Annotated in this window: 13 protein-coding genes; 3 read left to right on the top strand and 10 right to left on the bottom strand. The window is 62.4% G+C overall.

Annotated elements, in window-relative coordinates:
• Positions 1 to 61: 61 nt before the first annotated feature.
• Positions 62 to 3,832 carry a DUF748 domain-containing protein gene (locus HWY30_RS01705; protein WP_090808260.1) on the top strand — a complete coding sequence of 1,257 codons (3,771 nt, stop codon included), beginning with the start codon at positions 62 to 64 and terminating at the stop codon, positions 3,830 to 3,832.
• A 149-nt stretch (positions 3,833 to 3,981) separates the two neighbouring features.
• Here the strand turns inward: HWY30_RS01705 and acnA are convergent, their stop codons facing one another.
• From acnA to prpC, 4 genes are all read right to left on the bottom strand, one after another.
• A complete protein-coding gene (gene acnA / locus HWY30_RS01700; protein WP_090808262.1) occupies positions 3,982 to 6,696 on the bottom strand; it encodes an aconitate hydratase AcnA in 2,715 nt (904 codons plus the stop codon).
• A 42-nt stretch (positions 6,697 to 6,738) separates the two neighbouring features.
• Positions 6,739 to 8,190: a bifunctional 2-methylcitrate dehydratase/aconitate hydratase gene (locus tag HWY30_RS01695; RefSeq protein WP_090808264.1), complete on the bottom strand. Its 1,452-nt coding sequence runs from the start codon at positions 8,188 to 8,190 to the stop codon at positions 6,739 to 6,741.
• Between the two features lie 24 nt (positions 8,191 to 8,214).
• Positions 8,215 to 8,727 carry a hypothetical protein gene (locus HWY30_RS01690; RefSeq protein WP_090808266.1) on the bottom strand — a complete coding sequence of 171 codons (513 nt, stop codon included), beginning with the start codon at positions 8,725 to 8,727 and terminating at the stop codon, positions 8,215 to 8,217.
• Between the two features lie 101 nt (positions 8,728 to 8,828).
• Positions 8,829 to 9,998 (bottom strand): bifunctional 2-methylcitrate synthase/citrate synthase, encoded by a 1,170-nt coding sequence (gene prpC, locus HWY30_RS01685; RefSeq protein WP_176078833.1) that lies wholly within the window; start codon positions 9,996 to 9,998, stop codon positions 8,829 to 8,831.
• A 237-nt stretch (positions 9,999 to 10,235) separates the two neighbouring features.
• On the opposite strand from prpC, the gene prpR reads away from it, so the two are divergent.
• Positions 10,236 to 12,194 (top strand): propionate catabolism operon regulatory protein PrpR, encoded by a 1,959-nt coding sequence (prpR, locus tag HWY30_RS01680; RefSeq protein ID WP_090809232.1) that lies wholly within the window; start codon positions 10,236 to 10,238, stop codon positions 12,192 to 12,194.
• 6 nt (positions 12,195 to 12,200) lie between these two features.
• Here the strand turns inward: prpR and HWY30_RS41375 are convergent, their stop codons facing one another.
• The gene (locus tag HWY30_RS41375) at positions 12,201 to 12,863 is read right to left on the bottom strand and encodes a hypothetical protein (protein ID WP_244144744.1); all 663 of its coding nucleotides are present in this window, start codon (positions 12,861 to 12,863) and stop codon (positions 12,201 to 12,203) included.
• 394 nt (positions 12,864 to 13,257) lie between these two features.
• The gene (locus tag HWY30_RS01670) at positions 13,258 to 13,521 is read right to left on the bottom strand and encodes a hypothetical protein (protein ID WP_090809231.1); all 264 of its coding nucleotides are present in this window, start codon (positions 13,519 to 13,521) and stop codon (positions 13,258 to 13,260) included.
• Between the two features lie 96 nt (positions 13,522 to 13,617).
• Here HWY30_RS01670 and HWY30_RS01665 point away from each other — a divergent pair, with 96 nt between their 5' ends.
• Positions 13,618 to 13,827: a hypothetical protein gene (locus HWY30_RS01665; protein WP_143037257.1), complete on the top strand. Its 210-nt coding sequence runs from the start codon at positions 13,618 to 13,620 to the stop codon at positions 13,825 to 13,827.
• A gap of 58 nt (positions 13,828 to 13,885) precedes the next feature.
• Here HWY30_RS01665 and HWY30_RS01660 read toward each other — a convergent pair whose 3' ends face one another.
• From HWY30_RS01660 to HWY30_RS41370, 4 genes are all read right to left on the bottom strand, one after another.
• A complete protein-coding gene (locus tag HWY30_RS01660; RefSeq protein ID WP_090809227.1) occupies positions 13,886 to 14,161 on the bottom strand; it encodes a hypothetical protein in 276 nt (91 codons plus the stop codon).
• Entirely contained in the window at positions 14,161 to 14,448 is a 288-nt protein-coding gene (locus tag HWY30_RS01655) for a hypothetical protein (protein WP_090809225.1), read from the bottom strand. The genes HWY30_RS01660 and HWY30_RS01655 overlap by 1 nt, the downstream gene beginning before the upstream one ends.
• 69 nt (positions 14,449 to 14,517) lie before the next feature.
• Positions 14,518 to 14,868, bottom strand: coding sequence for a hypothetical protein (locus HWY30_RS01650; RefSeq protein ID WP_221307645.1), 351 nt, complete (start codon positions 14,866 to 14,868; stop codon positions 14,518 to 14,520).
• Between the two features lie 12 nt (positions 14,869 to 14,880).
• The gene (locus HWY30_RS41370; protein WP_244144743.1) at positions 14,881 to 15,711 is read right to left on the bottom strand and encodes a hypothetical protein; all 831 of its coding nucleotides are present in this window, start codon (positions 15,709 to 15,711) and stop codon (positions 14,881 to 14,883) included.
• Between the last annotated feature and the right edge of the window lie 195 nt (positions 15,712 to 15,906).

The raw sequence follows: 15,906 nt of genomic DNA, 5'->3' as shown, positions 1-15,906 counted from the left end.
GCCGCTTGCGGGATCTCTGTTTTTCGCGGCGGGCTTGCCGCCGCATTCCTCCACATCGAGCATGGCAAGCCTCAATAAAGCATCGTTAGCCTTCTCCATACAGACCGTGCGCGCAGTCGCGCAGTCGCGCCGTACGCGACGGATTCTCGTCGGTCTGCTGATCTTCGTCGTCCTGTTCGGCCTGCTCGGTTTTTTCGCGGCGCCGCCGCTGATTCGCCACATCGCCAGCCAGCAACTGAGCAAGCAGCTCGACCGGCCGGCGTCGATCGGCCGCATCGCGCTCAATCCGTACACACTGCGTTTCGAGGCCGACAACGTGCATATCGGCGAGCGCGGCGGCGCGGGCGACTTCGTCGATATTTCGCGGCTCATCGTGAAGCCGTCGTGGAGTTCGCTGTTTCGCGGCGCGCCCATCGTCGACGAAGTGCAGGTCGATTCGCCGCGCTTTCATATCGTTCGCCTCGATGCGCAGCACTTCAATTTCAGCGACCTGATCGAGAAATTCGCGAATCAGCCGGCAAAACCGAATAGCAAGCCGACGCAGTTCTCCGTCTCCAACATTCGCGTCGAAAACGGCCAGATCAGGTTCGACGACCGGCTGCTCGGCACGAGCCACGTGATCGATCAATGGAAGCTCGGCATTCCGTTCATCGCGACGCTGCCGTCGAAGACCGATATCTTCGTCGAGCCGTTGCTGCGCGCGCGCATCGACGGCGACAGTCAGCTCGCGATCGACGGCAGGACCAAGCCGTTCGCGGCATCGCGCGAGTCGGAAGTGTCGCTGCGCTTCAGCGAGCTCGACGTGCCGAAGCTGGTGTCTTACGCGCCGTCGAAGCTGCCGGTGATCGTGCAGTCGGGCAAGCTGTCCACCGACCTGAAGCTGAACTTCGAGATGTCGAACGACACGCCGTCGCTGCGCGTCGCCGGCACCGTCGATCTGAACGACGTCAACGTGCAGGATCAGGGCAAGGCGCCGTTTTTCGCGGCGCGCGCCGTGCATGTGGCGGCGGCATCGCTCGAACCGTTGAAGAGCATCTATCACTTCGACGATATCCGCATCGACGCGCCGAGCGCGAGCCTCGCGCGCGACAAGGACGGCGTATTGAGCGTCGAGCATATGTTCGCGCCCGCGCCGGAAAAAACCACGGCAAAGGAAACCGCGGACGCGAATGCCAACGCCAAAACCACCGCCGCCGAAAAGGCGGCCCCGCCGTTCGACGTCGCGATCAAACGTTTCACACTCAACGACGGCACCGTGAACGTACACGACGAAGCCGTGTCGCATCCGGTAGAAGCCGGGCTGCAAAACCTCGCGGTTACGCTGACCGATTTCTCGACGCTCGCGTCGGCGCCAGCGCACTACACGCTGAACACGAACCTGAAGAACATTGGCGGTTCGCTCGCCGCCGATGGCACGGTCGGCCTCGCGGCGAAGACGGCGAGCGCGAAGCTCGATCTGAAGTCGCTGAAGCTGCCGCCGTTGCAGCCGTATCTGGATACCGCGACGTCCGCGCAGGTGCTCGACGGTGCGTTGTCCGCGACGACGAATATCGACGCGAACTGGTCGAAGTCGCCGATGGCGCTGACGGTCGCGGACACGCAGCTGGACATGCAGGCGGTGAAGCTCGCGGCGCGCGGCGGCAAGACGCCGGTGATCTCGCTCGCGCAGGGCAACGTGGTAGTCAAACAGGTCGACGTCGCGGCGCGCACGGCCGACGTGACGAGCGTAGACGTAACCGGTCTCGCGGTCGACGCGCAGCGCCTGAAGGACGGCACCATCAATCTGAATGCGCTCGCGAGGGCGCATCAACAGGCGACGGAGCGCACGGCGATCCACGCGGCGAAACAAGCGCAGGCCGAAGGTCCCGCATGGCGCTACAAGATCGCCGAATTGACGCTCAAAGACGCGACCGCCGATTTCACCGACAACACGACGCCGCAGCCGGTCAAGCTGAGCTTTACGCCGGTGCAGCTGAAGGTGCGGCAGATCAGCGACGACCTGGGCCGTCCGCTGCCGGTCGACCTGCAGGCGACGTTGAACAAGAAGGGCACGCTCGCTGTGAAGGGCGACGTGACCGCGACGCCGCTAAAGCTGGCCGTCAAGATCAACGCGAACCAGCTCGACGCGGCCGCGTTCGAGCCGTACTTCGGCAGCAAGCTGAACGCGACGCTCGCAAGCGCGCTGCTGAACGCGAACGGCGATCTCGCGGTCACCCAGGCTAAGTCGCTGAAAGCGAACTTTCGCGGCGACATGGCGCTCGTCGCCGTGCGCATGCTCGACAAGGTGACGTCGGACCCGTTCGCGGGCTGGGGCTCGCTCGCGCTGTCGAACCTGAAGGCCGATTACGACGAGCACGGCACCGTCGTCGACGCGGGCCGCGTGACGTTCTCGAAGTTCTATGGCCGTGTACTGCTCGACGCGCAAGGCAAGCTGAATCTGAAGGATGTGGTCGCGCACGAGGGCGGTACGACGCAGTCGCTGACGCGCGACAAGAGCGGCTCGCACCCGATTCCGCTGACACCCGAGGCGGTGTCTGAGGCAGTCGCGGCGTCGGCGCCGGTCGCGGCATCTGCTGCAACGCCCGGCAAGCCTGCCGCCACGGCCGTCGCCAGCGCCACGGCCGCGACGCCGCCAGCAAACCCGGTCAAGATGCACGTCGGGCAACTGGTGTTGCAGCAGGGCCGCGTGACCTATACCGACAACTTCGTCAAGCCGAACTACACGGCGAACCTTGTCGCCATTCAGGGCACGATCGGCGCGTTCGGTACGGAATCGACGACGCCCGCGCCGGTCGACGTGGCCGCGAAGCTCGCGGCCAACGGTCCGCTGACGATCCGCGGCACCATCAATCCGCTGATCGCGAAACCGGCGCTCGATCTGACCGCGAGCGCGCACGACATCGAGCTGACCAACCTGACGCCGTATTCGGCGAAATACGCGGGCTATCCGATCACGAAGGGCAAGCTCAACGTCGATCTGCATTACAAGCTCGAGAACGACCAGCTGAACGCGAACAACCACCTGTTCATCGATCAACTGACGTTCGGCGATCACATCGACAACGACACCGCGACCAAACTGCCGGTGCGTTTCGCGATCTCGCTGCTGAAGAACTCGCGCGGCGAGATCGACGTGAACCTGCCAGTGTCGGGCTCGTTGTCGAACCCCGAGTTCAGCATCGGCGGGCTGATCTGGCATGCGGTGCTCAATCTGCTCGAAAAGGCGGTGACCGCGCCGTTCTCGCTGATCGCGCACGCGTTCGGCGGCAATGGTGAGGACCTCGGTTACGTCGAATTCGAGGCCGGCTCGGCGACGCTCACCGATGCCGACAAGCAGAAACTCGACACGATCGTGAAGGCACTCACCGACAAGCCGTCGATCCGCATGGACCTGATCGGACGCGTCGATCCGAAGGTCGACGAGCCGGCGCTGCGCACGCAGTACGTCGATCAGATGGTCAAGCGGCAGAAGATCAAGGACGCGGTGGGTAATGGTGAGAGCGTCGATCCGTCGACGGTCACGGTCGATCAGAAAGAGTACGACAAATATCTGACCAAGGCCTACAAGTCCTCCGACTTCAAGAAGCCGCACAACTTCATCGGCATGACGAAGACGCTGCCCGACGACGACATGAAGAGCGCGCTCGCGGCCAACGCGCCGATCGACGACGCGAGCTTGCGGCAACTCGCGCAGCGGCGCGCGCAGAGTGTGCAGCAGTACCTGCAAGGCAAGATCGACAGCAGCCGCGTGTTTATCGTCGCGCCGAAGATGAATGCCGACGACATCAAGGACAAGGGTGCGACGACGCGGGTCGATTTCGGCTTGAAGTGATGGAGGAGTCGCGGCGCGGCGCGCGAGCCGTGGCGTTCAGCGAGCCGATAAAAAAAAGCCCGACCTGAGGTCGGGCTTCAAAGTCGGCTGCGCCCTCCACAGGACGCAGCCCCTGCAAAACAGCGAGGCTGTATGCGTTGCCGCGAGGCTTAAGCAGCCAGCAGCGAGCGCAGCACGAACGGCAGAATCCCGCCGTGCTTGTAGTAGTCGACTTCGATCGGCGTGTCGATACGCAGCAGCACCGGAACGCGCTTGTCGCCGTCCTTGCCGTGGATCACGAGCGTGACTTCCTGTTGCGGCTTGAAGTCGTCGCCGAGGCCTTCGATGTCGTACGTTTCTTCGCCGGTGATGCCGAGCGACTGCACGCTATCCGAGCCCTTGAACTGCAGCGGCAGAACGCCCATGCCGACCAGGTTCGAACGATGGATCCGCTCGAAGCTGCGTGCGACCACAGCCTTCACGCCCAGCAGTTGCGTGCCCTTGGCCGCCCAGTCGCGCGACGAGCCCGTGCCGTACTCTTCGCCCGCGAACACGACGGTCGGCGTATCGGCGTCGATGTACTTCATCGCTGCGTCATAGATGGACAGCTGTTCGCCGCTCGGCTGGTGAATCGTCAGGCCGCCTTCGATGCGCGACCCGTCCGCCTTCGCCGGGATCATCAGGTTCTTGATACGGACGTTCGCGAACGTGCCGCGCATCATCACGTCGTGGTTACCGCGCCGCGAGCCGTAGCTGTTGAAGTCGGCCTTTTGCACGCCGTTTTCCTTCAACCAGCGGCCTGCCGGCGAGTCTTCCTTGATCGAGCCTGCCGGGCTGATGTGGTCGGTCGTGACCGAGTCACCGAAGATGCCCAACGCGCGTGCGCCCTTGACCGGCGCGATGCTGGAAGCCGGCGTCATCGAGAAGTCCTTGCCGAAGAACGGCGGCTCGGCGATGTAGGTCGACTTCGGCCAGTCGTAGACCTGACCTTCTTCGCCCTCGATCTTGCTCCACAGGTCGCCCTTCTTCGTGAGCTGCGAGTAGTTCTTGCGGAACGCGTCGGCATCCATCGCGTACTTCAGCAGCGCGTTGACTTCTTCGCTGGTCGGCCAGATGTCGCCGAGGTAGACGTCCTTGCCGCCCTTGCCCTTGCCGACCGGCTCGGTCATCAAGTCGCGCGTGATGTTGCCGGCGATCGCGTATGCCACGACGAGCGGCGGCGACGCGAGGAAGTTCGCGCGGATGTTCGGGTGGATACGCGCTTCGAAGTTACGGTTGCCCGACAGCACCGCTGCCGCGACGATGTCGTTCTTCGTGATCGCGTCGTTCAGTTCCGGCGTCAGGTCGCCCGCGTTGCCGATACAGGTCGTGCAGCCGTAAGCGGCCAGCGTGAAGCCGAGCTTGTCGAGGTACTTCAGCAGGTCGGTCTTCGTCAGGTACTCGGTGACGATACGCGATCCCGGCGCCAGCGAGGTCTTGATGTGCGGCGCGACCGTCAGGCCAGCTTCGACAGCCTTCTTCGCAAGCAGACCGGCGGCCAGCAGCACGCTCGGGTTCGACGTGTTCGTGCACGACGTGATCGCGGCGATCAGCACGTCGCCGTTCTTGACGTCGACGCCGTTGCTCGTCGTGTATTGCGCGTCGAGATCGGCGGCCTTCTTCGCAAAGCCGTTTTCGGCGACCGGCTTCGAGAACAGGTCGGTGAAGGTCGACTTCACGTGGCCGATCTCGATGCGGTCCTGCGGACGCTTCGGGCCTGCCAGCGACGGCGCGACCGTCGCGAGATCCAGCGTGACGACCTTCGTGTAGTCGATGTCGCCTTCGCCCGGAATGCCGAACAGCTCCTGCGCCTTGAAGTAGTTTTCGAAAGCCGCGATTTCCGCGTCCGTGCGGCCCGTGCCGTGGAAGAAGTCGATGGTCTTTTCGTCGACCGGGAAGAAGCCCATCGTTGCGCCGTATTCCGGCGCCATGTTGCCGATCGTCGCACGGTCCGGCACCGACAGCGAGCGCGTGCCTTCGCCGAAGAACTCGACGAACTTGCCGACGACCTTCTCCTTACGCAGCAGTTCGGTGATCGTCAGCACGAGGTCGGTCGCAGTCACGCCTTCGATCAGCTTGCCCTTCAGGTGCACACCGACGACGTCCGGCGTCAGGAAATACACCGGCTGGCCGAGCATGCCTGCTTCGGCTTCGATACCGCCCACGCCCCAGCCGACCACGCCGATGCCGTTGATCATCGTCGTATGGCTATCCGTGCCGACCAGCGAATCCGGGTAGTACACGGTGTCCGCGCCGTCGGCCTTCTTGTGCACGCCGCGCGCGAGGTACTCGAGGTTCACCTGGTGAACGATGCCGACGCCCGGCGGCACGACCTTGAACGTGTCGAACGCCTGCATGCCCCACTTCATGAACTGATAGCGCTCGTTGTTGCGCTGGAATTCCAGCTTCATGTTCAGGTCGAGCGCGTTCTTCTCGCGGAAGTGGTCGATCTGCACCGAGTGGTCGACGACCAGATCGACCGGCACCAGCGGCTCGATCGACTTCGGGTTCTTGCCGATGGCCTTCGCGACGCCGCGCATCGCGGCGATGTCGGCGAGCAGCGGCACGCCGGTGAAGTCCTGCAGCACGACGCGCGACACGACGAACGGAATTTCGTCGACGCGCGCCGCGGTCGGCTTCCAGTTCGCGAGTTGCGTGACATGTTCTTCGGCGACTTTCTTGCCGTCGTAGTTGCGCAGCACCGATTCCAGCACGATACGGATCGAGACCGGCAGGCGGTCGATCTTGAGGTTCAGAGCCTTGCCGAGTTGCGGCAGGGAGTAGAACTTGCCTTTGCCGGAACCGCTGTCGAATTCCTTGAGCGTTTTGTGGAGGTTGTGGGCCATGGTGTTTTCCTTGGTTTGGATCGCGGAACTACAGTACTCAACCTAGATGACGTACAGATCGACGTATTCATTGACCGGCGTCGCTTCGAGCTTGGCCTGGTCGAGCGATACGTCGAGAATCGCCAGTTGTTGCTTGACCGGAAAGCGCCGCGCGAGGTTGGTCTTGAACTTCTCGACCAGCAACGGAATACCGTCTTCACGACGGCGCTTATGACCGATCGGGTATTCGACTACGACTTCACCGAACTTCGACCCGTCGTTGAATTCGATCGTCAGTGCGTTGGCGATCGACCGCTTCTCCGGGTCGTGATAGTCCTTCGTGAACTGTGGGTCTTCGACGCATTCCATCTTCGCGCGCAATGCATCGATACGCGAGTCCTGCGCGACTGAATCTTCGTAATCGGCAGCCGTCAGACGGCCGAAAATCAGCGGCGCCGCGATCATGTACTGGATGCAATGATCACGGTCAGCCGGATTGTTCAACGGACCCTTTTTATCGATGATGCGAATCGCCGCTTCGTGGGTGCGGACCGTGATGCGGCGAATGTCTTCGACGCGCCGGCCCTGCGCGGCGAGCTGCACATGCAGCGCGAGCGCGGCTTCCACGGCGGTTTGCGCGTGGAACTCGGCCGGAAACGAGATTTTGAACAGCACGTTTTCCATCACGTACGAGCCGTACGGACGCTGGAACTGGAACGCGTTGCCGTTGAACAGCACGTCGTAGAAGCCCCACGTTTTCGCGCTGAGCACCGACGGATAGCCCATCTCGCCGGTCTTCGAGATCAGCGCGAGGCGCACGGCGCGCGAGGTCGCGTCGCCGGCGGCCCACGATTTGCGCGAACCGGTGTTCGGCGCATGACGGTAGGTGCGCAGCGCCTGCCCATCGACGAGCGCCTGCGATACCGCGTTGATCAGCTCGTCGCGCGTAAGGCCGATCAGCTGGCCGACCACGGCGGTCGACGCGAGCTTGACGAGCAGCACATGATCGAGCCCGACCTTGTTGAACGAGTTCTCGAGCGCGATGCAGCCTTGAATTTCGTGCGCCTTGATCATGGCGATCAGGACGTCTTTCATCGTCAGCGGCGCTTTGCCGGCTGCGATGGCGGTGCGCGAGAGCCAGTCGGCCGTCGCGAGAATGCCACCGAGGTTATCGGACGGATGGCCCCATTCGGCGGCGAGCCAGGTGTCGTTGAAATCGAGCCAGCGGATCATCGCGCCGATGTTGAAGGCCGCCTGAACCGGGTCCAGCTGGAACGACGTGCCCGGCACCTTCGCGCCGTTGGGGACGATCGTGCCTGCCACGATCGGTCCCATCAGCTTGGTGCAGGCTGGGTAGGTAAGCGCCTCAAGTCCGCAACCGAGCGTGTCGATCAGGCAATGACGCGCGGTTTCCAGCGCGAGCGCGCTGTCGATCCGGTAATCCAGCACGTAGTCGACGATATCGGCCAGGACGGCGTCCGGGGCGGGTCGTACGTTGGAGATCGGGGCGGACATCGGGGGCTTCCCTGGCGGCGAAAATCAGTTGCCGGTCTTGTTGATCGCGTTCGATTGCGTTGCAGCCGGCGCGCCCTCTTCCATGGCGACCGTCTTGCACTCGTCGGCGAGACGCGAGCTGTCCTTGTCCTGGAACAGCATGGCCTTCGTCGGGATCACGACGAGGTCCATACCCGACGCTGCGTCGTGGAAGCGGTCGGCGCCCGTCGTGGTCGCTTCGCGCGGCAGGTTGTAGTTCTTGTTCGCCCAGTGAACCGTGACGATCTGGTCACGCTTCATGTCGCCTTTCATTTCGAAAGCAAGGCCGTCCTTGCACGCCCACTTTTCAGCGCCTTCCGGGATCGGATCGACCTTCGCTTCCTTCGCCGGACTCGGCTTGCGCTTGATCAGGCGGCGCGGCTCCGGGCGCTTCGCGACGGCCTTGGTGGCCGGCTTCTTCGTGGTGGTGGCCGTGTCCGCAGCGGTGGCGTCAGTCGCGACGGTCAGCATCGTCGTGGACAGGGCGCCAATCATGGCGGCGATCATCAGCTTTTTCATGGAGAAAACCTTTCTATCAAAATCAGTTAAACAGTGCGCGGACGACCGGTCCGGCGGCCGCGCGGGTTGAACTGCACGCGCTGTGGAGCGCGCAGCGATCGCTATTTTCTCCTATTTAGCGGCACGTACTTTAAATTCTCGGGTCCGGTGTAATTCGCGCTCGGCCGGATGATCTTGTTGTCGACGCGCTGCTCGATGATGTGCGCGCTCCATCCTGCCGTACGCGAGATCACGAACAGCGGCGTGAACATCGCGGTCGGCACGCCCATCATGTGATACGACACCGCGCTGAACCAGTCGAGGTTCGGGAACATCTTCTTCGCGTCCCACATCACCGATTCGAGCCGTTCGGCGATCGAGAACAGCTTCGTGTTGCCCGCTTCCTTCGACAGCTTCTTCGCGACTTCCTTGATGATCTTGTTGCGCGGGTCCGAGATCGTGTAGACCGGATGGCCAAAGCCGATCACGACTTCCTTGTTCTCGACGCGGCGGCGGATGTCGGCTTCGGCTTCGTCAGGCGTCTGGTAGCGCGACTGGATTTCGAACGCGGCTTCATTGGCGCCGCCGTGTTTCGGGCCGCGCAGCGCGCCGATCGCGCCGGTGACCGCCGAGTACATGTCCGAGCCCGTGCCCGCGATCACGCGGCCGGTGAACGTCGACGCGTTGAACTCGTGCTCCGCGTACAGGTTCAGCGACACGTGCATCGCATCGACCCACGCCTTCGACGGCTCGACGCCATGCAGCAGATGCAGGAAGTGACCGCCGATCGAATCGTCGTCAGTTTCGACCTCGATGCGCTTGCCGTTGTGCGAGTAGTGATACCAGTACAGCAGCATCGAGCCGAGCGAGGCCATCAGTTTGTCGGCGATATCGCGCGCGCCGGGGAGATTGTGGTCATCCTTCTCGGGCAGCACGGTGCCGAGCACCGACACGCCGGTGCGCATCACGTCCATCGGATGCGCGGCGGCCGGAATCCATTCGAGCGCGGCTTTTACGTTGGCGGGCAGGCCGCGCATCGACTTCAGCTTCGTCTTGTACGCGGTCAGTTCGGCCTGGGTCGGTAGCTTGCCGTGGACCAGCAGATAAGCGATCTCCTCGAATTCGCACGCCTCGGCGATGTCGAGAATGTCATAGCCGCGATAGTGCAGATCGTTGCCGGTCTTGCCGACCGTGCACAGCGCGGTGTTGCCCGCAGTCACGCCCGACAGCGCGACGGATTTTTTCGGTTTGAAAGCGCCTGCGTTCGGCGTGCTGTTGTCTGCTTCGCTCATCGATTGTCTCCAGAAAGGGTTGGAATTTGGCCATTGCTTCGACTGGGCTGCCTTGTACGCAAGGAACGGGCCAGCCCGTTCACCACCAGCTAAGTGCCTGATTTGGCGGGAGTCCGGCAAAGCAATGACGCGACCCCGTCCGACGCTCGATTTCATTAATGAAACTCCGGATTTCAAATCGGCAATGAATGCTCGCATAATGGAGGTCCCCAACCATCCCGTTGCGAGCCGTCCGCCTTGAGCACGCCTCTTTATGAACCGCCGCAGCGTCCGCGCGTCTGGGCGCTCAGCATTAGCCGCCTGCGCGATCTGTTCTTCGACATCGCCGGCGAATACGTGGAACTCGCGGATGTTCGCATCGTGTCGCACGCCTTCGAAGACGCGGTGCGCGAAATCGAGGCCGCGGGCGCCGCGCGGCCCGACGTCGTGCTCGCGGGCGGCTCGAACGGCGCGTATCTGAAGACGCGCGTGTCGGTGCCGGTCGTGCGGATCAGTCCGACCGGCTACGACGTCATGCATGCGCTCGCCCGCGCGCGTCGGGAAGGCGCGCGCGTCGCGCTCGTCACGCACGGCGACACGCCCGACGAAGTGCGGCGGTTCGCCGCCGCGTACGCGCTCGATGTCACGTTCGCGTCGTACCAGTCGGCGCAGGACGCGGAGAGCGTCGTGCTCGATCTCAGCGATCGTGGCATCGACGTCGTGGTCGGCCCAGGCATGGTCACCGACCTCGCCGCGAACGCCGGCATGGGCGCGGTGTTTCTGTACTCGCGCGCGTCGGTGCGGGCCGGCTTCGACACCGCGCTCGAAGTCGCGCAGGCGACGCGCCGCGAAACCGTGCGACGCCAGCGGCTCGACACGCTGCTGCAGCACCTGCGCGACGGCGTGGTCGCGCTCGATGCGCAAGGCCGCGTCGAACTGATGAACCAGCGGCTCGCGGGCGTGCTCGGTATCGATGCGGCAAAGGCCGTCGGCCGCGCGCTGCTCGAACTCGCGCCCGACCTCGCGGGCAGTCTGCCGGACGCGGAGGGCGACAGCTTCTGCACGGTGCGCGGCGCCAGCTATGTCGTGCATCGCGGGCCGCTCGCAAGCAGCGGCGCGGCGCCGGGCACCGTGCTGACGTTTCAGGAATCGCGCGCGGTCGAACGGCTCGATCGGACGCTGCGCGCGCGTCAACGCGTGCAGCAGTTCACCGCGCGCTACCGGCTCGACGATATCGTCGGCGCGTCGGAATCGATCGAACGGGTGCGCGCGCTCGTCGTGCGTTATGCGAGGTCGGACGCGACCGTGCTGATTCTCGGCGAAAGCGGCACCGGCAAGGAAATGGTCGCGCAGAGCATGCATCAACTGAGCGCGCGACGCGACTTCGCGTTCGTCGCGATCAATTGCGGCGCGTTTCCGGAGGCGCTGCTCGAAAGCGAACTGTTCGGCTACGAGGAAGGCGCGTTCACCGGCGCGCGCAAGGGCGGCAAGGCGGGGCTGATCGAGGTCGCGCATCGCGGCACGCTGTTTCTCGACGAGATCGGCGAGATGCCGTTGCCGTTGCAGAGCCGCCTGTTGCGCGTGTTGCAGGAGCGCGAGGTGGTGCGGCTCGGATCGACGGAGCCGATGCGCGTCGATATCCGCATCGTCGCGGCGACGCATCGCGCGCTGACCGACGCCATCACAGAGGGCAGTTTCCGTACCGATCTGTACTACCGGCTCAACATCCTCAGCATCGCGCTACCGCCGCTGCGCGAGCGGCCGAACGACCTGCTGCCGCTCGCCGCCGAACTGTTGCGCCAGGCGGCCGCGCGCGAGCCGAGGCTGGCGGCGCGCGTGCCCGACGCGCAGACCGCCGCTCGCATGCTGGAGGGTTTGGGCGCGGCGTTGCGGCGCTATGCGTGGCCGGGCAATGTGCGCGAGTTGCAGAACGTGATCGAGCGGATTGCGGTTGAACTCGCCGATGGCGATGCGGACACGGATGCGAGTGCGGCGCTCGTCACGCGCGACATGCTGCGCGCGATCGCGCCGGAAGTCGTCGAGCCCGTCGCGCGCGCGAAGCCGGCGGCGCTGACGCTGCGCGAGCGCAGCCGTCATGTCGAGGCTGATGAAATCCGCGCGGTGCTCGCGGTTCACGACGGTGATCGCGATGCGGCTTGCGCCGCGTTGGGCATCAGCAAGACGACGCTGTGGCGCAAGTTGAATGCGGGGCGGTAGAGATGGTTACGGTTTCACTGCCCGCACGATCACGCCGTTCCAACCGAATTCGACGCGATGCGCATCCATGCGGAATACGGCCGCGCAATTGTCGCTGTCCAGCAGTAGGGTCTTCGGCGGCAAGCCCGTATCTTCGAGATTGATACCGTAATAGTCCTTGAGCTTCGGCGCGGTATTGACGGTGCGGACGTTGAAACCGCCGTGCGGACGACAGCGGTCGCCTGCGAATTCGATCTGCCCAGTCGATATGCTCAGCACCTTGCCGAGCAGTCGTTTTGCCTCAGGTATTCCGCCCGAGACATCGCTGTATCCGACCACATCGGTGACGGTCCATTTTCCGTTGAATGATGACGGGGTGGCCGTGATCCCGGTGGCAGAGCAGGTGGTCGCAATCAGGTAAATGATCAGCGCCGGGCACAGTGGTTTGAGCATCACGGTCGCTGCTTCCTGAAAGGCGCCGATTCCCGTACCCGCCGATTCGCCAGTCCCCGGCTTCTGCGGGGCGAGCCAATCGGGCGCCCCCGCCGATCGCGTGGGGTCACCATGATATTGAGCGACATGTGCTGCGCGACTCCTTCCATATCCCCCCGATTTGCAGGGTCCAGCGCTTCTCGTGTATTCCGATCCGCCGAGTTGTATGCGAAAGAGACTGCCTTGCTGCCATGTCATCTCCTCGAAAACAAATCATGTCATCTCCTCGAAAACAAATCCATAGGCGAGCGCTACAGACAACTTGTTCGCTGCCCGTAACGCGAGCGGAAATTTACCATCGCTTGCCCTACTTGAAGCGCTATGCAGTAAATTTTGGGCCGTCGCCCAAACAAACCGCATACCGTCGTCATCCGGCATGCCGGGCTGATAGTCGAACGGCTGCGCATTGCTGAGATTCTGTGGCACGCGGGGCTTTTGTAATAGCGCCCATAAAAACCGCCTCAATAGAGGCAGTAACAGTAATGCAACAGGGGTACCAGGGGAAACAGGCAACCATCGACTCTGCTGCTGGCGACCCGATCATCATACGGACCCTTGACTGGTGGATCCGACTTCGCTGACGCGGTACGGCCTACGGAAACGGAAACTGATCCGGCTCCACGCGCAAACGTTGCTGCACTTCAGGGTGATATATCGAGAGAACGCCAAGCGCCATAGCGCCGAGACGCTTCGCGATGTTTTCACCTAATTTGCCGCCCGGAATCGCTGAAAGACGCCAAGGCGCGACAACGGCGTTTTCGCGTAGAGCGGCCAAGTCGGAATCCTTGAGTGAATACATTTCAAACTGTTGCAGCTCTTCGTTATACGAGACGACGAATGATTTTGACGGGACCATAGTTCAGTATCCTCGACATTGGTTATACAACCGGAAAGCGTTGTCCTTGCACGCGCGCCCGGTTGCCGCAGCGACACCACCGCGGCCGGAGCAGTCGTGGCGGCGGTACTCGCAAGGATGGGCGGGCAGCGGGCAGACGTGATCGTCTATCGCGACAGCACTGGGCAGTTCGACGGGCTGCTGGTGGACGACGACGACAGCTTTGCCGGCTTTCTCCCACTCGGCGGCGCACGTTCGCTAGCGGAAGCGCTCGCGCGACTTCCTGAAGCGCTCGCGGCCCTGCGCGCGCCGGACGCGCAACAGTAGGTTTGATAACTCCCGAATGCCCGTTGCACGCACAGCGCATAAGTGCGCGGGCGGCGGGCTACGTCTGTGAAGGCTTGTCGATCGGCTCTTGCGTAACTGACATGTACTGCTTGATGTCAGGCTGACCGAGCGCAATCACGTTGAGTATTGCGACGCCAAGCCTCCGCGCAAATTCGTCGTCGAGTTTGAAATCGTACTCATCGAGAAGGATCGGCATTTCGATTTTCCCGGCCAGCAACGGGGCAAGCCTGGTTGGGTCAACGGTTTGCACCGTGAGCCGTTGACGGTCCTCTGTATAGGTTAGAACCACGGAATACGGCGGATGAGTAGCCATCAATATCCTCTGCACTGTTGATAGTTCTGGAATGCCTGCGTTTTGCATAGCGCGATGCCACGTGTACCGCCCATTGGGCCAGCCAGTGCGTTGCACAGGTCTAGGTCCCGTTCGTACTGCGCGAAGCATTCGGTCTCGTGAAAATCGCTCACTCCGCGCGCCGCAATGTCCTGCACATCGTCACTCACGGCATCTGGCTGATAGTTGAACGCCTGAGCATTGCCGAGGTTCTGCGGCGCGCGCGGGCTGTTGCCATAGAGCGAACTTAACACTGGGTACAGTGTCATTTAGCATCACGGCCACTGCTTCCCGAAAGGCGCCGATTCCCGTAGTCGGAGATTCACGAGTCGAATCGCCTACTCAGCGTCGATGTCGAGCGTCTCAAATTCCACAGCTAGCTCCGCGCCGGCCGTTGCGAGGACTAGCGCTACTTGAGACCCCGGCGTCTTCGAAAACCGCTCGCTTTTAGAGAGCATGGCGCGGGCGAGATCGTAATTCGTGTCCCCCGGCGTGAGGATCTTCATCTCAAAGACGATGTTATTGGACACGCTGAAATGTTCAACGGTGCAGCGACTGGTTCCGCTAAAAGTTGCCGTTGCTCGCTTCCCTTCATCCTCCAACATGACAATAAGTTTATGCTTATCCCGAACCACGAGAGCGTTGATATACCAGTCGTGGAAGTAACCAAATTCCTTGAGTTTGTCCATCAAACAAATCCTTTACCAAGGTAGCAGCGAAAATGCATTTCCCTTATCTCTAACGCCATTTTCCCAATTAAGGGAGTGTGGAACGCCAAACCCGTGATCGTGACCGAAATCAATATCGACGGCCGCGTTACCGTCTCCGTCATATAAGCGCCATTGTTTCTTGCCCGATGTGTTTTCGACCCATTGGTTAGGTGACCCTCCTTCTGAGGGAAGCCATGCCGTTTGCATTTCACCGCCCGTGGGAATGTCCTCGCTGTACTCGAACGGCTGAGCTTCGCCTAACGAACCAACACGGGGAGAATACGACGGCGTACCGGCATTCTGCGGCACCCGGGGGCTGTTGCCATAGAGCGAACTTAGCATGTCCGCGTCGGCCGGTTGTTGCGCGCGCGCGGACGCTGTCCGGGACGCCTTTTCCCGCTGCTCCCGTATCGCCTGCACGCACTTGCGCATCTCGTCCCGCTCAGGGACGAAGATCAGGCTACCGTCCTTCACTTCGTTGTAGAGGGCTTTGGCAACCTCATCGTCTTTCATCCTGTACATATGAAAGCGGTTGTCACTCCGGCCGAGCATATCGCGTAACTCGTATGGCTGGTGCGACAGCAGCACGGATGGGCTATGTTGCAGCCACGCCGCGCGCGCTTCCTCCATGCCCTGCACAATGTCATCGTGCGCTTCGCGGGCTGTGCTCGCCGGCAATGCAAAATGGAACCACCGATCCACGTCAAACAACCAGCGAGACCTGATGTGAAGGTTGAACGATCTGTAAAGGCTGACCGAGAAGAAATGTCCGTGCCGCCTTTCACGGACCTCATGATAAGAACCCAGGGAAAGTGAAGTCATCGTGCCTCACAGTCAATAAAGGAGGCCCGATTGTGCATCAAGGTACCATCCCAAAAAACCCCTGGTTAAGCCCATAGCGTTATACATAAGTCCTTAGCCGAGCCCGTCGCGGAGCGCGCGTAGCGTGTCAGCGGCAGCGAGTACCTGATCGAGCCCTCGCCAGATGGTCTTGGCACCCGGTTCACCGTCGCTCTT

It is taken from the genome of Paraburkholderia tuberum STM678 (assembly GCF_902833905.1).
GTDB classification, from domain to species: Bacteria; Pseudomonadota; Gammaproteobacteria; order Burkholderiales; family Burkholderiaceae; genus Paraburkholderia; species Paraburkholderia tuberum.
This window is presented reverse-complemented; position numbering and strand designations above follow the sequence as displayed.